The sequence below is a fragment of the Streptomyces panacea genome (genome assembly GCF_040560175.1).
Lineage (GTDB): Bacteria > Actinomycetota > Actinomycetes > Streptomycetales > Streptomycetaceae > Streptomyces > Streptomyces panacea.
The window spans coordinates 1-14,564 of record NZ_JARJHW010000029.1 but is presented as its reverse complement, the minus strand read 5'-3'; the positions used below and the strand labels follow the sequence as shown (position 1 = coordinate 14,564).

At 72.4% G+C, this 14,564-nt stretch carries 12 protein-coding genes and 1 riboswitch; of the genes, 9 read left to right on the top strand and 3 right to left on the bottom strand.

The annotated features are described in order from the left end of the window. Window positions 1-38 precede the first annotated feature (38 nt). The 5 genes from P3L51_RS10165 (at window position 39) to P3L51_RS10145 (ending at window position 5,098) form a co-directional block, all read left to right on the top strand. Window positions 39-1,802, top strand: a complete 1,764-nt coding sequence (locus P3L51_RS10165) for an MFS transporter (RefSeq protein WP_354604787.1) — start codon at window positions 39-41, stop codon at window positions 1,800-1,802. A 60-nt stretch (window positions 1,803-1,862) separates the two neighbouring features. Beyond that, window positions 1,863-2,519 (top strand): class I SAM-dependent methyltransferase, encoded by a 657-nt coding sequence (locus P3L51_RS10160; RefSeq protein ID WP_354604786.1) that lies wholly within the window; start codon window positions 1,863-1,865, stop codon window positions 2,517-2,519. Between the two features lie 31 nt (window positions 2,520-2,550). After that, a complete protein-coding gene (locus tag P3L51_RS10155; RefSeq protein ID WP_354604785.1) occupies window positions 2,551-3,534 on the top strand; it encodes an N-acetylmuramoyl-L-alanine amidase in 984 nt (327 codons plus the stop codon). 344 nt (window positions 3,535-3,878) lie between these two features. Then, on the top strand, window positions 3,879-4,682 hold the full coding sequence (locus P3L51_RS10150) for a hypothetical protein (protein ID WP_354604784.1): 804 nt from the start codon (window positions 3,879-3,881) through the stop codon (window positions 4,680-4,682). A gap of 122 nt (window positions 4,683-4,804) precedes the next feature. Next, the gene (locus P3L51_RS10145; RefSeq protein WP_354604783.1) at window positions 4,805-5,098 is read left to right on the top strand and encodes a hypothetical protein; all 294 of its coding nucleotides are present in this window, start codon (window positions 4,805-4,807) and stop codon (window positions 5,096-5,098) included. A 20-nt stretch (window positions 5,099-5,118) separates the two neighbouring features. On the opposite strand, the gene P3L51_RS10140 is transcribed toward P3L51_RS10145, so the two are convergent. The 3 genes from P3L51_RS10140 to P3L51_RS10130 form a co-directional block, all read right to left on the bottom strand. Beyond that, window positions 5,119-6,207, bottom strand: coding sequence for a prenyltransferase/squalene oxidase repeat-containing protein (locus tag P3L51_RS10140; protein ID WP_435594418.1), 1,089 nt, complete (start codon window positions 6,205-6,207; stop codon window positions 5,119-5,121). Window positions 6,208-6,209: 2 nt separating this feature from the next. Further along, entirely contained in the window at window positions 6,210-6,944 is a 735-nt protein-coding gene (locus P3L51_RS10135; protein WP_354604781.1) for a class I SAM-dependent methyltransferase, read from the bottom strand. A 204-nt stretch (window positions 6,945-7,148) separates the two neighbouring features. Next, the gene (locus P3L51_RS10130) at window positions 7,149-8,465 is read right to left on the bottom strand and encodes a glycosyltransferase family 4 protein (RefSeq protein ID WP_354604780.1); all 1,317 of its coding nucleotides are present in this window, start codon (window positions 8,463-8,465) and stop codon (window positions 7,149-7,151) included. 399 nt (window positions 8,466-8,864) lie between these two features. Beyond that, window positions 8,865-8,937, top strand: a riboswitch (cobalamin riboswitch). 165 nt (window positions 8,938-9,102) lie between these two features. On the opposite strand from P3L51_RS10130, the gene P3L51_RS10125 reads away from it, so the two are divergent. The 4 genes from P3L51_RS10125 to P3L51_RS10110 all read left to right on the top strand — a co-directional run bounded on the left by P3L51_RS10125 (window position 9,103) and on the right by P3L51_RS10110 (window position 14,558). Further along, complete coding sequence (locus P3L51_RS10125) at window positions 9,103-10,416, top strand: SCO2321 family membrane protein (RefSeq protein ID WP_354604823.1); 1,314 nt, start codon at window positions 9,103-9,105, stop codon at window positions 10,414-10,416. Continuing rightward, on the top strand, window positions 10,413-11,105 hold the full coding sequence (locus tag P3L51_RS10120; protein WP_354604779.1) for an SCO2322 family protein: 693 nt from the start codon (window positions 10,413-10,415) through the stop codon (window positions 11,103-11,105). The genes P3L51_RS10125 and P3L51_RS10120 overlap by 4 nt, the downstream gene beginning before the upstream one ends. 658 nt (window positions 11,106-11,763) lie before the next feature. Next, entirely contained in the window at window positions 11,764-12,837 is a 1,074-nt protein-coding gene (locus P3L51_RS10115) for an energy-coupling factor transporter transmembrane protein EcfT (protein ID WP_354604822.1), read from the top strand. Beyond that, window positions 12,834-14,558 (top strand): ABC transporter ATP-binding protein, encoded by a 1,725-nt coding sequence (locus tag P3L51_RS10110; protein WP_354604778.1) that lies wholly within the window; start codon window positions 12,834-12,836, stop codon window positions 14,556-14,558. The genes P3L51_RS10115 and P3L51_RS10110 overlap by 4 nt, the downstream gene beginning before the upstream one ends. The last annotated feature ends 6 nt before the right edge of the window (window positions 14,559-14,564 follow it).

The following is a 14,564-nucleotide window of genomic DNA, read 5'->3' as shown; positions in this document are numbered from 1 at the left end:
GGCCTTGCTCACTCTTCGCCTGCCCGGAGGCTTCACCTATGCCACAAGCGACGCCTGACCAGTACGCCGGATCCGGCCCCCTCCCCGGGGCCGTTCCGCGTAAGCGGGGGACCGGCGGTGTCGTCCCCGTACTCGCGTTCGCCGGCATCACCGTCGCCGTCATGCAGACCCTGCTCGTCCCGATCATCAAGGATCTGCCCGCGCTGCTCCGCACCTCGCCCGACAACGCGACGTGGGTCATCACCGCGACTCTCCTCGCCGGTGCGGTGTCCACCCCGATCATGGGGCGGCTCGGCGATCTTTACGGCAAGCGCCGGATGCTGCTCGCGAGTCTCGCCGTCATGGTCGTCGGCTCGCTGGTCTGCGCGTTCACGGACGATCTGACGGTGATGATCGCCGGCCGCGCCCTCCAGGGCTTCGCGATGGGCGCCATACCCCTGGGCATCGGCATCATGCGCGACGAGCTGCCCCGCGAGAAGCTCGGCTCGGCGATGGCGCTGATGAGTTCGTCGATCGGTGTGGGCGGCGGACTCGCCCTGCCCGCCGCCGCGTTCGTCGCCCAGCACGCCGACTGGCACACGCTGTTCTTCGGCGCCGCCGGGCTCGGCGTGGTGTCGATGGTGCTGACCGTCCTCGTCGTACCGGAGAGTTCGGTCCGGGCCGGCGGCACGTTCGACTGGTTCGGCGCGCTCGGACTCTCCGCGGGCCTCGTCGCCCTGCTGCTGCCGGTCACCAAGGGCAGCACCTGGGGCTGGACCTCGGCCACGACGCTCGGGCTGTTCGGTGCGGCCGTCGTGATCCTCGGCCTGTGGGGCTGGATGGAGCTGCGGCTGAAGGCCCCGCTCGTGGACCTGCGCACCAGCGCGCGCCGCGAGGTGCTGCTGACCAACCTCGTCTCGGTGATGGTCGGCGTCGCGTTCTACGCGGTGTCGCTGATCCTTCCGCAGCTGCTCCAGCTCCCCACCTCCACCGGTTACGGCCTCGGCCAGTCGATGGTGGTCGCGGGCCTGTGCGTCGCCCCGCTCGGTCTGACGATGATGTTCGTCGCGCCGGTGTACGCCCGGATCTCGGCGCGGCGCGGCCCCAAGGTCTCGCTGATGATCGGCATGGCCGTCATCGCGATCGGCTACGGCGCGGGGCTGCTCATGATGAGCGCCGCCTGGCAGACCGTCGTGATCTCGGTGATCCTCGGCGCGGGCATCGGTCTCGCGTACTCCTCGCTGCCCGCCCTGATCGTCGGGGCGGTCGACCCGAAGGAGACCGGCGCGGCCAACGGGCTGAACACGCTGGCGCGTTCGATCGGTACGTCGGTCTCCAGCGCCGTCATCGGGATGGTGCTGGCGCGTACGGCGATCGGTACGGGTCCCACGGCGGTGCCCAGCCTGCACGGCTTCCGCATCTCGTTCGTGATCGCCACCGTCGCCGTGCTCGGTGGTCTGGCGCTGGCGGCGTTCCTGCCGTCCCACAAGGCGTCGGCCCGGACCGAGTTGCTGGCGAGCAGCGAGGACGACGTCGCCGCGCGCGACCTCCGGGGTTTCCACGGCCGGGTGCTCGACGCCGACGGCGTGCCCGTCTCGCGGGCGAACGTCACGCTGATCGACCCCGGGGGCCGTCAGGCGGGTCTCACCACGGCGGACGACGAGGGCCGGTACACGCTCGCGGCCCCGGCGGCCGGCCGGTACGTCCTGGCGGGCTCGGCCACGGGCCACGCCCCGTACGCCCACCCGGTGACGTATCTCGGCGGGGCTGTCGCGGTGGAGGTGGACCTGGTCCTGGCGCCGCGGGCCGCGGTGCGCTCGTAGTAAGGCGTACGGGAACATGGCCGTACTACGACCGCACCAAGCGCCCCGCAGGAGGACCGCATGACCGCCGGGACCGCCCCCACCCCCTCCCCCGACGTCCTCGCCGCCTTCGAGTCCGCCAAGGGCTTCATGCCGACCGGTGAAGGTCTCGCGCTGTACGCCGCCGCCACCGAGGCCGCCGCTCTCGGGCTGCCGCTGCTCGAAGTCGGCACGTACTGCGGCCGTTCCACGATCCTGCTCGCCTACGCCGCCCGCGCCGCCGGTGTCACCGCGCTCACCGTCGACCACCACCGCGGCAGCGAGGAGCAGCAGCCCGGCTGGGAGTACCACGACCCGTCGGTCGTGGACCCCGAGGTCGGCCGGATGGACACCCTGCCGTCCTTCCGCCGCACGCTGCACGCGGCCGGTCTCGAAGACCATGTCGTGGCGCTCGTCGGACGCTCCCCGCAGGTAGCCGCCGTCTGGGGCGGCCGGCTGGGTCTGGTGTTCATCGACGGCGGCCACACCGACGAGCACGCGAACGGCGACTACGAGGGCTGGGCACCGCATCTCGCCGAGGGCGGGCTGCTGATCGTCCACGACGTGTTCCCCGACCCGGCGGACGGCGGACAGGCGCCGTACCGCGTGTGGCTGCGGGCCCTGGCGTCCGGCGCGTTCGCCGAGGTCTCGACGCACGAGTCTCTGCGAGTCCTGCGACGTACCGGCGCCGGAACCTGACGCTCCGTCCCGCACGGACTAGCATCGCCGGGTGTCGTACGACGAAAGCCACTCCCCCGCCCCGCGCCGCCGGATCCCGCGGAGCACCCTCGTCCTCACGATCGGGGCCCTGGTGCCCGGCGCCTTCGCCGGGTGGATGATCTGGCAGACCACCGGCGGGTCCGACGACGAGCCCTCCGCCCGTGCCGCGAGCACATCCGCCGCCGCCGAGCGCCCCGGCTCCCCCGGCCCCGAGCCGAGGACGTCCCCGTCCACCTCGAAGTCGCCGCCGGCATCCCCGTCGAAGTCCGGGCCGGGCGACGACGGGGCGCCGGGGGACGCCCGTCCCGTTCCCGGCGAGGGGCCGCTCGCCGGACGGATCGTCGTCATCGACCCCGGCCACAACCCGGGCAACTTCAAGCACACCACCGAGATCAACAAGCTCGTGGACATCGGAACCAACCGCAAGGAATGCGACACCACGGGCACCTCGGGCAACACCGGTTACACAGAGGCCGAATTCACCGCCGATGTTTCACAGCGCCTCCGCACTCTCCTCCGTAAAGAGGGCGCGACGGTGAAACTCACACACGAGAACGACCGCCCGTGGGGACCGTGTGTGGACGAGCGCGCGGAAATCGGCAACAAGGCCGGTGCCGATGCCGTGATCTCCATCCACGCGGACGGCTCGGCCGTCGGCAACCGCGGCTTCCATGTCATCCTCCCCGCACTGGTGAAGTCGGGCGGGGCGGACACCACAAAGATCGTGGGACCCTCGCGCGATCTCGGCGAACGCATCGCGGGCAATTTCGTACGCGCGACCGGAAGCGCTCCCTCCAATTACGTCGGCGGGGGCACGGGACTTGATGTCCGCGACGACCTCGGCGGACTGAATCTGTCGACCGTGCCCAAGGTCTTCGTCGAGTGCGGCAACATGCGTGACGCCAAGGACATCGCCCTTCTGACGGACGCCGACTGGCGCCAGAAGGCGGCGCGGGGAATGGCCGACGGCATCAGCGGTTTCCTGAAGCGATAGCGGCACGCCGGAAACAGCGGACGGGGACAACTGGCGGTAACGCGTGGGGAACACCGCCCGAACAGCCGGAAACGGCAACGGATTCACAACGAAAAGACCGCGATCGATTCTTCGGCGCGCACTCCCGCAACCGTTGGAGTGCTTGCCGTTGTCCTCTCATGAGGTGGCCCGGAACCGAGAAGACGACCCGCTCGGGCAGACGGTAGATTCATCCGTACGATAGGGAGCCGCCCCCGAGCTTCGCACTTCGCACCGTCGCCCTCGCGCCGGTCGCGACCGCCCGACGAGACGATCTACGAAGGACTCTTCACGTGAACATCCGCTCCCTCACTCGAGGCGATGGCATGGTGATCGGAGCAGCGGTGGTGCTGTTCATCGCCTCGTTCCTCGACCTGATCGGTATCGACTGCCCGCAGGGCGTCGACTGCTCGAACTTCAGCTCGAACGCCTGGGACGAACTCGGTCTTCTGATGAGCATGTTCATCGCCGGAATCATCGGTGCTGCGCTCATCGTCGTCGGACGCGCCATGCCGGGCCGCAAGGTGGCCGGTCTGGACCTCGGTCAGTTCGGTGTCGCCCTGACCGTGTTCGCGCTGTGGACGGCGTTCTGGAACATCATCGACGCGGACAACGCGGGCGCGGGCATGATCCTCGGCCTGCTCTCCACCATCGTTCTCGCCGCGGGCGCACTCGCCACCCCGCTCGTTCCCGCCCTCAAGGCGCCTCTCGTCGGCGCCCCGAAGCCGCAGGTCGCTTCGCCGTACGGCCAGCCGGGCCACCCCGGCCAGGGCTACGGCTACCCGGGCGCCCAGCAGGGGCCGTACGGTGGCCAGCCGGGTCAGCCGCAGCCCGCGTACGGCGGCCCCCAGCCGGGTCAGCCCGGTCCCGGGCAGCCCTCGCAGGGCGGACAGCCGGGGGCTCCGGGTCGGCAGGACGGCGCGCCCGCCGCTGACTTCGAGCCGTTCTGGTTCGCCGTGCCGGTCGCCCGTCCCCTGTACGGCGAGGACGGCTCGCCGTCCCCGATCGCGGAACTCGCTCCCGGTACTTGGTACTTGGCCGTCGAGCAGCGTGGTCCGGGTCTCATCGCCCAGACGCAGGACGGCCGTCGCGGTCTGCTCCAGGACACGACCGGCATCCAGCGCGGCTGAGCGACACGCACACCGCCGACGGCCCCCCGCCCCTACCGGGCGGGGGGCCGTCGGCGTTTACCAGACAGAGCATGTGGGCCGGGTAAGGGTTTCACCCGCCCGGAAGCGGCAACACGGTCGTCATGGCCTCACGTCAACGCAGTGGAAGCAGCGCAGCAGCCACGATCCTCATAGTGATCGCGGATGTCATGGCCTTCATCTTGGGCCTGTGGATTTTGATGTACCTGCTGGACGCCAACCGCGCCAACGACCTGGTGAACTTCATCCAGGACGCGGCACGCTGGCTCGCCGGCTGGTCCTACGACCTGTTCACCTTCGACGAGGCATGGGCACGGGTGGTGTGCGGTTACGGTCTCGCGGCCGTGGTCTACCTGTTCATCGGCCACGGACTGGCCGGCCGGATCCGCCGGGTCTGACGCACCGTCAGAATTCGGCCTCAGCCGACCCGTCCGCAGCAGTCCGGCTCAAGTCCGGACGGCAGCCTCTCACCGCTGAATACCGCCGTGGTCGCCTCGTCCCCCCCGAGCGCGGCCACGGCCAGCAGCAGTGACGCCGCCGTCCAGCTCGTCAACTCCTCGGGCCAGACGGCCTTCTCACCCTCGAAGACATAGCCCGTCCAGTACAGTCCACCGTCCGCGCGCAGATGCCCGATGGACTGGAGTACGTCCAGCGCCCGGTCCGACTCGCCCACCACCCAGAGCGCCAGGGCGAGTTCGCAGCTCTCACCGCCGGTCACCCACGGGTTGGGCAGTACGCAGCGCACCCCGAGTTCCGGGACGACGAAGCGGTCCCAGCCCTCCTCGATGCGGGCCTTGGCCTGCGGTCCGGTCATCGCGCCGCCGAGGACCGGGTAGTACCAGTCCATCGAGTAGCGGCTCTTGTCGAGGAAGCGTTCGGGGTGCTCGCGGATCGCGTGCGCCAGCGATCCGGCCGCCAACTCCCAGTCGGGCTGCGCCTCTTCGCGCTCCTCGGCGATGGCGAGCGCGCAGCGCAGCGCCTGGTGCACGGACGAACTGCCTGTCAGCAGCGCGTCGTCGACGGCGGTGCCGTCGGCCTCGCGCTTCCAGCCGATCTGCCCGCCGGGCCGCTGGAGCGCCAGGACGAACTCGACGGCGGAGTGCACGACGGGCCACATCCGGTCGAGGAACGCCTCGTCGCCGGTGGCCAGATAGTGGTGCCAGACCCCGACGGCGGGATACGCGCAGAAGTTGCTCTCCCGGCTCAGGTCGGTGGGCCGGGCGGCCTCGCCGTCGTCGTAGGCGGCGTACCAGGACCCGTCCTCGTTCTGATGCCGCGCCAGCCACTCGTACGCGCGCGCCGCGGCCTCGTGTTCGCCGGACGCGTCGAGCGCCATGGCGGCCTCGGTGTGGTCCCACGGGTCGAGGTGGTGGCCACGGAACCAGGGGATGGCACCGTCGGAACGCTGCACGGCGAGGATGCCGGCGACGGTCTCGTCCGCCTGATCCACCGTCAGGACACCGGGCAGGACGAGGTGTTCGGTGCGGTCGGGGCCGCGACCGGGCAACGTCACTTGCCCTCCGCCGTGGGCAGGTGCGGCTTGGTGGCGTAGGCGACGAAGCTCTTGCCGACGACCGGGTTGAGCAGTTGCTCGGCGAAGCGGGTCGCGAAGGGCTTCTTCATGATGTCCCAGACGAGCAGCTTGTGGTAAGCGCGGACGGGCAGCGCCTGGTCGTTGTCCACGCCGAAGGCGCACTTGAGCCACCAGTACGGCGAGTGCAGGGCGTGCGCGTGATGCGTGCCGTACGGCCTGAGCCCGGCCTCCCGCATCCGGTCGAGCAGTTCGTCGGCCTTGTAGATGCGGATATGGCCGCCCTCGACCTCGTGGTACGCGTCGGAGAGTGTCCAGCAGACCTTCTCGGGGCCGTACCGGGGCACGGTCACGGCGATCCGGCCGCCGGGCCGCAGGACGCGGACCATCTCGGCGAGTACGCCCTTGTCGTCGGGGATGTGCTCCATGACCTCGGAGATGATCACGACGTCGAAGGACTCGTCGGGGAAGGGGAGGTTCAGCGCGTCCCCCTCCATCGCGGTGGCGGTGGCGCCGGACGGCGCCTCACCTTCCTCCTTCATCGCGGCGAACCACGTGGCGACCTCGCGGATCTCCGCACCGTTCCGGTCGAGGGCCACGACCTGGGCGCCGCGCCGGTAGCACTCGAAGGCGTGCCGGCCCGCGCCGCACCCCAGATCGAGCACCCGGTCGCCGGCGGCGAGCGGGAAACGGGAGAAGTCCACGGTCAGCACGGGTTCCTGCTTTCGCGGTCGGGGTGCGGGGTCGGATACAAGGGTCGGATACAAGGTCGGAGTACGCGGCGGGCTACGAATCCGTCGGACGGCCGGACCGACGGCCGGACCGACGGCCGGACGGACAGTTGGCCGGTCAGGGCTTCGCTGGACAGGGCTTGGCCGGACAGGGCGAAGGACACCGGGATGAGGCTGCGTCCCCCATCAGCGTGCCGCCCCCGCGCGGGCGGCGACGGCCGCGCGGTACGACTCGACGGTGCCCTCGGCGGCGCGCGCCCAGGTGAACCGGCTCAGCACCCGCTCACGTCCCGCGGCTCCCAGCCGCTCGCGCAACTCCCGGTCGTGGAACAGTCTGTTGAGCGCGCCGGCCAGCGCGTCCGCGTCGCCGGGCGGCACGGCCAGACAGGTCTCGCCGTCGGCCCCCGCGACCTCGGGGATCGCGCCGCCGGTGGTGGCGACCAGTGGGGTGCCGGTGGCCATGGCCTCGGCGGCGGGCAGCGAGAACCCCTCGTACAGGGACGGCACACAGGCGATCTGCGCGCCGCGCACGAGATCGACCAGTTCGGCGTCGGAGATGCCCTTGACGAACTGGACGGCGTCGCCGAGACCGTACTTCTCGATGGCCCGGTAGACCGGCCCGTCCTCGGCGCGCTTGCCGACCACGACGAGATGCGCGTGTGGATTCTCCGTGCGGAGCTTGGCCAGCGCCTCGACGAGATGGATCAGACCCTTGAGCGGCACGTCGGCGCTGGAGGTGGTGACGATGCGGCCCGGTATCTCCGGTACGGCGGGGTCCGGCGAGAACAGGCCGGTGTCGGCGCCGATATGGACGACCCCTATGCGGTCGGGCCGTACCCCGAGGTGGTCGGTGATCTCCTGCTTCGAGCTCCCGGAGACGGTGACCACGGCGGGCAGCCGGCGCGCGACGCGCTTCTGCATACGGGTGAAGCCGTACCAGCGGCGTACGGAGGCGCGGGCGCGCCACCCGTCGGCGGCGTCGATCTCCAACCGCCGGTCGACGGTGATGGGGTGATGGATGGTGGTGACGAGGGGGGCGCCGAGGTCGCCGAGGAGCCCGTAGCCGAGCGTCTGGTTGTCGTGCACGACGTCGAACTCGCCCCGGCGGGCGGCCAGATGACGGCGGGCCCGCAGCGAGAAGGTCAGCGGCTCGGGAAAGCCGCCGGTCCACATGGTGGCGACTTCGAGGGTGTCGATCCAGTCGCGGTACTCGCCGCGCTTCGGTGTCCGGAACGGGTCGGGCTGCCGGTAGAGGTCGAGACTGCCGAGTTCGGTGAGCGGGACGCCCTCGTCGAGTACGGGGTAGGGCTGGGCGCCGATGACCTCGACGCTGTGCCCGAGGCGGGCCAGCTCGCGCGAGAGGTGTCGTACGTAGACGCCCTGGCCGCCGCAGAAGGGGTTGCCCTTGTAGGTGAGGAGCGCGATGCGCAGCGGCCGGTCCGGCGCACCGGAGGTGGCTGCGGGCGTCGCGGGGGTACCCGCCTCTATGGCCTCAGCGGTCACTCTCGGCCCTCACTTCTCACTTCACTTTCACCGGAGCGTAACCGCTCGCGTCAATCCGGAACAAGTTCCCGTCGGGGGACGGTCGGGTGGACGGGAGGACACCGGAAGTCTCGAATCTACCGGCAGGTAGCGACGCGCAGAGGGGCGGCCGGGGGTGATTCGCGCCACGACCGGCCCGTGCGGCGCTGCCGGACACGGCGGGGCGGCACGGTTTCTGACGGAGCGTCAGGAAGCGTCCGCCGCCGGGCGGCGGCCGGGTCGGCCCACCCCGACCGGCCATTGGGGACGAATCCGACATCCGGCCGGGGTCGCCGAGGTCGCTCACGGAGTCGGCGGCGGCGTCCCGGGCGGCCGAAAAGGGGCCGGTAGAGTGAGCGCGTCGTCATCATGCCCGTACGGGGGGAAGCCGGTGCGAATCCGGCGCTGACCCGCAACCGTGAGCCGCCCTCGCGGGCGGCGAGTCGGACCACCCCGGACGTGGACGTGACCGGCTCGCGCCACCGGAACCGCCGGTGGCCGGCACCGTCGAGGCATACGGAGCCGGAGCCTGGTGCCTCAGCGTGCCTGCCCGGTTCCCGCGTTCCCGCATTCCGCATTCCGCATTCCGCATTCCGCAGGAGAGGCTCCACCCGCCATGATCACCGTTCGCCGCCGCGCGGCGCGCAGCGCAGCCGCGTGCGCCGCATTCGCCGTCCTGTGCGTGGCCGCCGTCCCCTCCGCGGCCTCCGCCGCCGCCCCGGCCGACGCCTCCGCCTCCACCGACGAGCGGGCTCCCGCCGCACCCCCGGTCGAACTCCCCGCCGGGATGTACGGCACCACGGACCCGACCTACGACGGCGTCTGGCGGCAGTCCCTCGCGATGCTGGCGCAGCGCGCCGTGAACGTCATGCCCGCCAAGTCCGCCGTCAAGTGGCTGCTCGGCCAGCAGTGCGACAGCGGTGCCTTCCCGGCGTACCGCCCCGCTCCCACGAAGCCGTGCGACGCGACGACGGTCGTCGACACCAACTCGACCGCCGCGGCCGTACAGACACTGGCCGCCCTCGCCAAGTACCCCGACGCCATGAACAACGGCATGAGCTGGCTCGCCTCCGCGCAGAACAAGGACGGCGGCTGGGGCTACAGCGCGGGCGCCCCCAGCGACGCCAACTCCACGGCGCTGGTGATAGGAGCACTGGCCGCGGGCGGTGCCCCGGTGGGCAAGAGGGTGTCGACGGACGGACGGTCCCCGTACCAGGCGCTGATCGGCTTCGCGATCCCCTGCGACGCGAAGGAGGGCGGCGGCGCGTTCGGCTACCAGCCGGACACGTCCGGCAAGCTACTCCCCAACGCCGATGCCACGGCCGCCGGTCTGCTCGGCGGGGTCGGGAAGCGGATGGTCACGACGGGCGTCGAGCCCGGCCCGGCGCCCGACTGCCAGGACCTGCACCCGCTCACGCCGGAGCGCGCGGCGCGCAACGGCGCGGCGTATCTGGTGAAGGCGCTCGCCGGGACCGGTCATCTCGACCAGCCGCCCATGCCCGGTGCCGAGGACTCGGCGCCGCTGCCCGACTACGGCAACACGGCGGACGCGGTCGTCGCGCTGACGACGGCGGGGTACGGCGATCAGGCCGCGGCCTCGATGAAGTGGCTGGAGAAGAACGCGGCCGGCTGGGCGAAGCAGAACGGCCCCGCCGCGTACGCCCAGTTGATCTTCGCCGCGCATACGACGAGCACCGATCCGCGTACGTTCGGCGGCACCGATCTGGTCAAGGCGCTCAACGCGACGGGGCCGGCGCCCAAGTGGATCGGGCCCAAGCCGTTGACGACCGCCGAGCAGCAGAAGGTGCTGTCGGACCAGAAGGAGGAGAGGAGCAGCATGTCCGGGAACCTGTGGACAATCGCCATCGGGCTCGTCGCCGCGTTCGCGATCCGGACGCTGTTCGTCATGCGGGCGAAGCGGCGCCGGTCATGAGGCGAGTCGTCTCCCTCGTCGCCGTCCTGTTCGCGTTCACCGGAGCGCTGACGGTGCCGGGCACGGGGACGGCCCACGCGGCCGGCTACCGCTACTGGTCGTTCTGGGAGAGCGACGGCTCGGCGTGGACGTACGCCACGCAGGGACCGGCCCTGGCCCGCCCCGCCGACGGCGCGGTCAACGGTTTCCGCTTCGCGGTCAGCGCGGACAGCCAGGACGCGGCGAAGCCACGCGAGACACCGGACTTCGCCGCCGTCTGCGGGTCCACGCCCGCGAAGTCCGGCGGCAAGCGCGTCGCGGTGGTCGTCGACCCGGGCACGGCGGCGGACGCACCGGACGGCGAGAAGCCACCGGCGCCGCGCGCCGCGTGCGCGCGGGTGGGCGCGGAGGCGACGAGCGCGGACGCGCTGGCGGCGGTGGCGAAGCCGCTGCGCTACAACAGCGAAGCGCTGCTGTGCGGGATCACGGGCTACCCGAAGTCGGGCTGCGGCGAACAGATCTCGGGCGACGCCCCGGCCCCGGCCCCCACGGCTTCCCGCGCCACGGGCGGCCTCCAGAAGGACGACAAGGCCGACGAGACCGACGAGGCCGGCGGAGACACTCCGTCGGTCGGCATCTTCGCCGGAGCCGCGGCAGTACTCACCCTCGCCACGGCCGCCGTCTGGCAGGCCCGCCGTCGCCGCGCCTGACCGGGCCGCGGGCGGACGCCGCGCTCGCGGGGCGGGTTCACCACCGGGGCCGGAAGCGGCCTCGGGCGCGGACCGGACCACGGCCGACGGCGAGGGCGAGGGCGAGGCGCCTACGGGGCCGGACGCGGTGTCGCCCACGAACGCGACTGCCGGTGGCAACTCAGGCGCGCCAACCGGCGCCTACACCGGAACGCATCCCGCCCCGGAACACGCCACCAAGACGGACACAGACACGGGCACCGAAACGCATCCCCCTACGGGCCGCGCCACCGAGGCGGGCACGAGCACGGCCACCAACAACCCCACCGACCCCACCCCGGACACACCGACAAGCACGGGCACAGCCTCGAACCCGGACCCCGGACGCGCCGCCGAAGCAGGCACCCCCGCCGACCCGCACTCACGCGTGCCAACCGGCGCCTACACCGGAACGCATCCCGCCCCGGAACACGCCACCGAGACGGGCACGAGCACGGCCACCAACAACCCCACCGACCCCACCCCGGGCACACCGACAAGCACGGGCACAGCCCCGAACCCGGGCCCCGGACGCGCCGCCGGGCCGACCCCGAGACGGCCCGCCCAGGCGGGCACGGGGCGGGGCGGCCGGGGCGGTGGGGGTTTCCTTCGTGCGCCCCGGGCCACCCGGAGCAACGCCCTGCACGCCGGGGCCTGGTGGCTGTGGGCGCTCGGGTTGGCCGTGGCCGCTTCGCGGACCACCAATCCGCTGCTCCTCGGGCTCCTCGTCGGCGTGGCCGGATACGTCGTCGCCGCCCGGCGGACCGACGCGCCGTGGGCCCGCTCCTACGGGGCCTTCGTCAAGCTCGGGCTCGCCGTCATCGTCGTGCGGCTCGTCTTCTCCGCCTTCCTCGGCTCACCGATCCCCGGCTCGCATCTGATCGTCACCCTGCCCGAACTGCCCCTGCCCGACTGGGCGAAGGGCATCCGGATCGGGGGCCGGGTGACGGCCGAGCAGCTGGTGTTCGCCCTGTACGACGGCGCCAAGCTCGCCACGCTCCTCATCTGCGTGGGCGCGGCGAACGCGCTCGCCAACCCGGCCAGGCTGCTCAAGTCCCTGCCGGGCGCGCTGTACGAGGCGGGTGTCGCCGTCGTCGTCGCCATGACCTTCGCGCCGAACATGGTCGCCGACGTCCTGCGCCTGCGCACCGCCCGCCGGCTGCGCGGCCGGCCGGCCGGCGGGGTGAGGGCCGTCCTCCAGATCGGACTGCCCGTCCTGGAAGGCGCGTTGGAGCGGTCCGTCGCCGTCGCCGCTTCGATGGACGCGCGTGGATACGGCCGGACGGCCGCCGTACCCCCCGCGGTTCGCCACACCACCACCGTGCTCACGCTCGGCGGTCTCCTCGGCGTCTGCGCGGGCACGTACGGGCTCCTCGCCGCCGAAGGCGCCGTCTACGGCCTGCCCCTCCTCGGTATCGGGCTCCTCGCCGCGCTCGCCGGTCTGCGGCTCGGCGGGCGCCGTTCGGTCCGTACGCGCTACCGCCCCGACCTGTGGGGCGTCAGGGCCTGGCTCGTCGCGGGATCCGGCGCGGCCGTCGCCGCGCTGATGATCCGGGCGAGCGCGTACGACCCGGAGGGGCTGCACCCCGGCGTCGTACCGCTCGTGACACCCGGTCTGCCGCTCTGGCCCGCCGCGGGCATCCTGCTCGGCCTGCTCCCGGCCTTCGTCGCACCCCAGCCTTCCCCCCATACTCCCAAGGAGAAGACCCGGTGATCCGGTTCGAGCGGGTGTCGGTGACCTACGCCGACGCGCCGGCCCCCGCCCTCGGCGCATCGCGGGGGGTGGATCTCACCGTCCCCGAGGGCGAGTTGGTGCTGGTCGTCGGCCCCTCCGGCGTCGGCAAGTCCACCCTGCTGGGCGCGGTGTCCGGCCTCGTCCCGCACTTCACCGGCGGCAGGCTGCGCGGCCGGGTCACCGTCGACGGCCGCGACACCCGCACCCACAAGCCGCGCGAACTCGCCGATCTCGTCGGCACGGTGGGCCAGGACCCGCTCGCCCACTTCGTCACCGACACGGTCGAGGACGAACTGGCCTACGGCATGGAGTCGTTGGGCCTGGCCCCCGACGTGATGCGGCGCCGCGTGGAGGAGACCCTGGACCTGCTCGGCCTGGCCGAGCTGCGCGACCGCCCGATCGCTACCCTCTCCGGCGGCCAGCAACAGCGCGTCGCGATCGGCTCGGTGCTCACACCGCACCCCAAGGTGCTGGTCCTGGACGAGCCGACGTCCGCGCTCGACCCGGCGGCGGCCGAGGAAGTACTGGCCGTGCTGCAACGCCTCGTGCACGACCTGGGGACGACCGTGCTGCTGGCCGAGCACCGGCTGGAGCGGGTCGTGCAGTACGCGGACCAGGTCATCCTCCTCCCCGGCCCCGGCGAGGCGCCGGTCGTCGGCGGGCCTGAGCGGATCATGGCCGTCTCCCCCGTGTGCCCGCCGGTGGTGGCGCTCGGCAGGCTGGCCGGCTGGGACCCGCTGCCGCTGTCCGTACGGGACGCCCGCCGCGGGGCGGGCGGCCTGCGCGCCCAACTCGCCGCAGCGGGGCCCCCGTCGGCGGGCGAACCGGTCGCGGGAACCACCGTGCCGCCGTCCCGGCCCGGCACTGCCCGTACCGCGTTCGGCCGCCTGCTGCACCGCCGGCCGCCGGAACCCCGACCGCCGGGCACCGAGGTCGCGTCGGTCACCCGGCTCGGCGTGCGGCGCGGCCGGATCGAGGCGCTGCGCGGTATCGACCTCACCGTCACCCCCGGCGAGACCGTCGCGCTCATGGGCCGTAACGGCGCGGGCAAGTCCACCCTGCTCGCCACCCTCGTCGGCATGGTCGAGCCCTCGTCGGGATCCGTCACCGTCGGCGGGCACACCCCGCACCGTACGCATCCGCGCGAGCTGATCCGCCAGGTCGGGCTCGTCCCGCAGGAGCCGCGCGACCTGCTGTACGCGGACACGGTCGCCGCCGAGTGCGCGGCGGCGGACACCGACGCGGGTGCCGCGCCCGGCAGTTGCCGCGCGCTGGTCGACGAGCTGCTGCCGCACGTGCCCGACGGGACACACCCGCGTGATCTGTCGGAGGGGCAGCGGCTGGCCCTGGCGCTGGCGATCGTACTGACGGGCCGGCCCCCGCTGCTGCTCCTGGACGAGCCGACGCGCGGTCTCGACTACGCGGCGAAGGCCCGTCTCGTGGACGTGTTGCGCGCGCTCGCCGCCGAGGGGCACGCGATCGTGCTGGCCACCCACGATGTGGAGCTGGCCGCCGAACTCGCGCTTCGGGTGGTGATCCTGGCCGACGGCGAGATCGTCGCCGACGGGCCGACGGCCCAAGTGGTCGTCTCCTCACCGGCGTTCGCACCGCAGGTCGCGAAGATCCTGGCGCCGCAGGAGTGGCTGACGGTCTCTCAGGTCCGACGCGCGCTCGCCGCCGTCACGAAGGATCCGGCATGAGCGCCC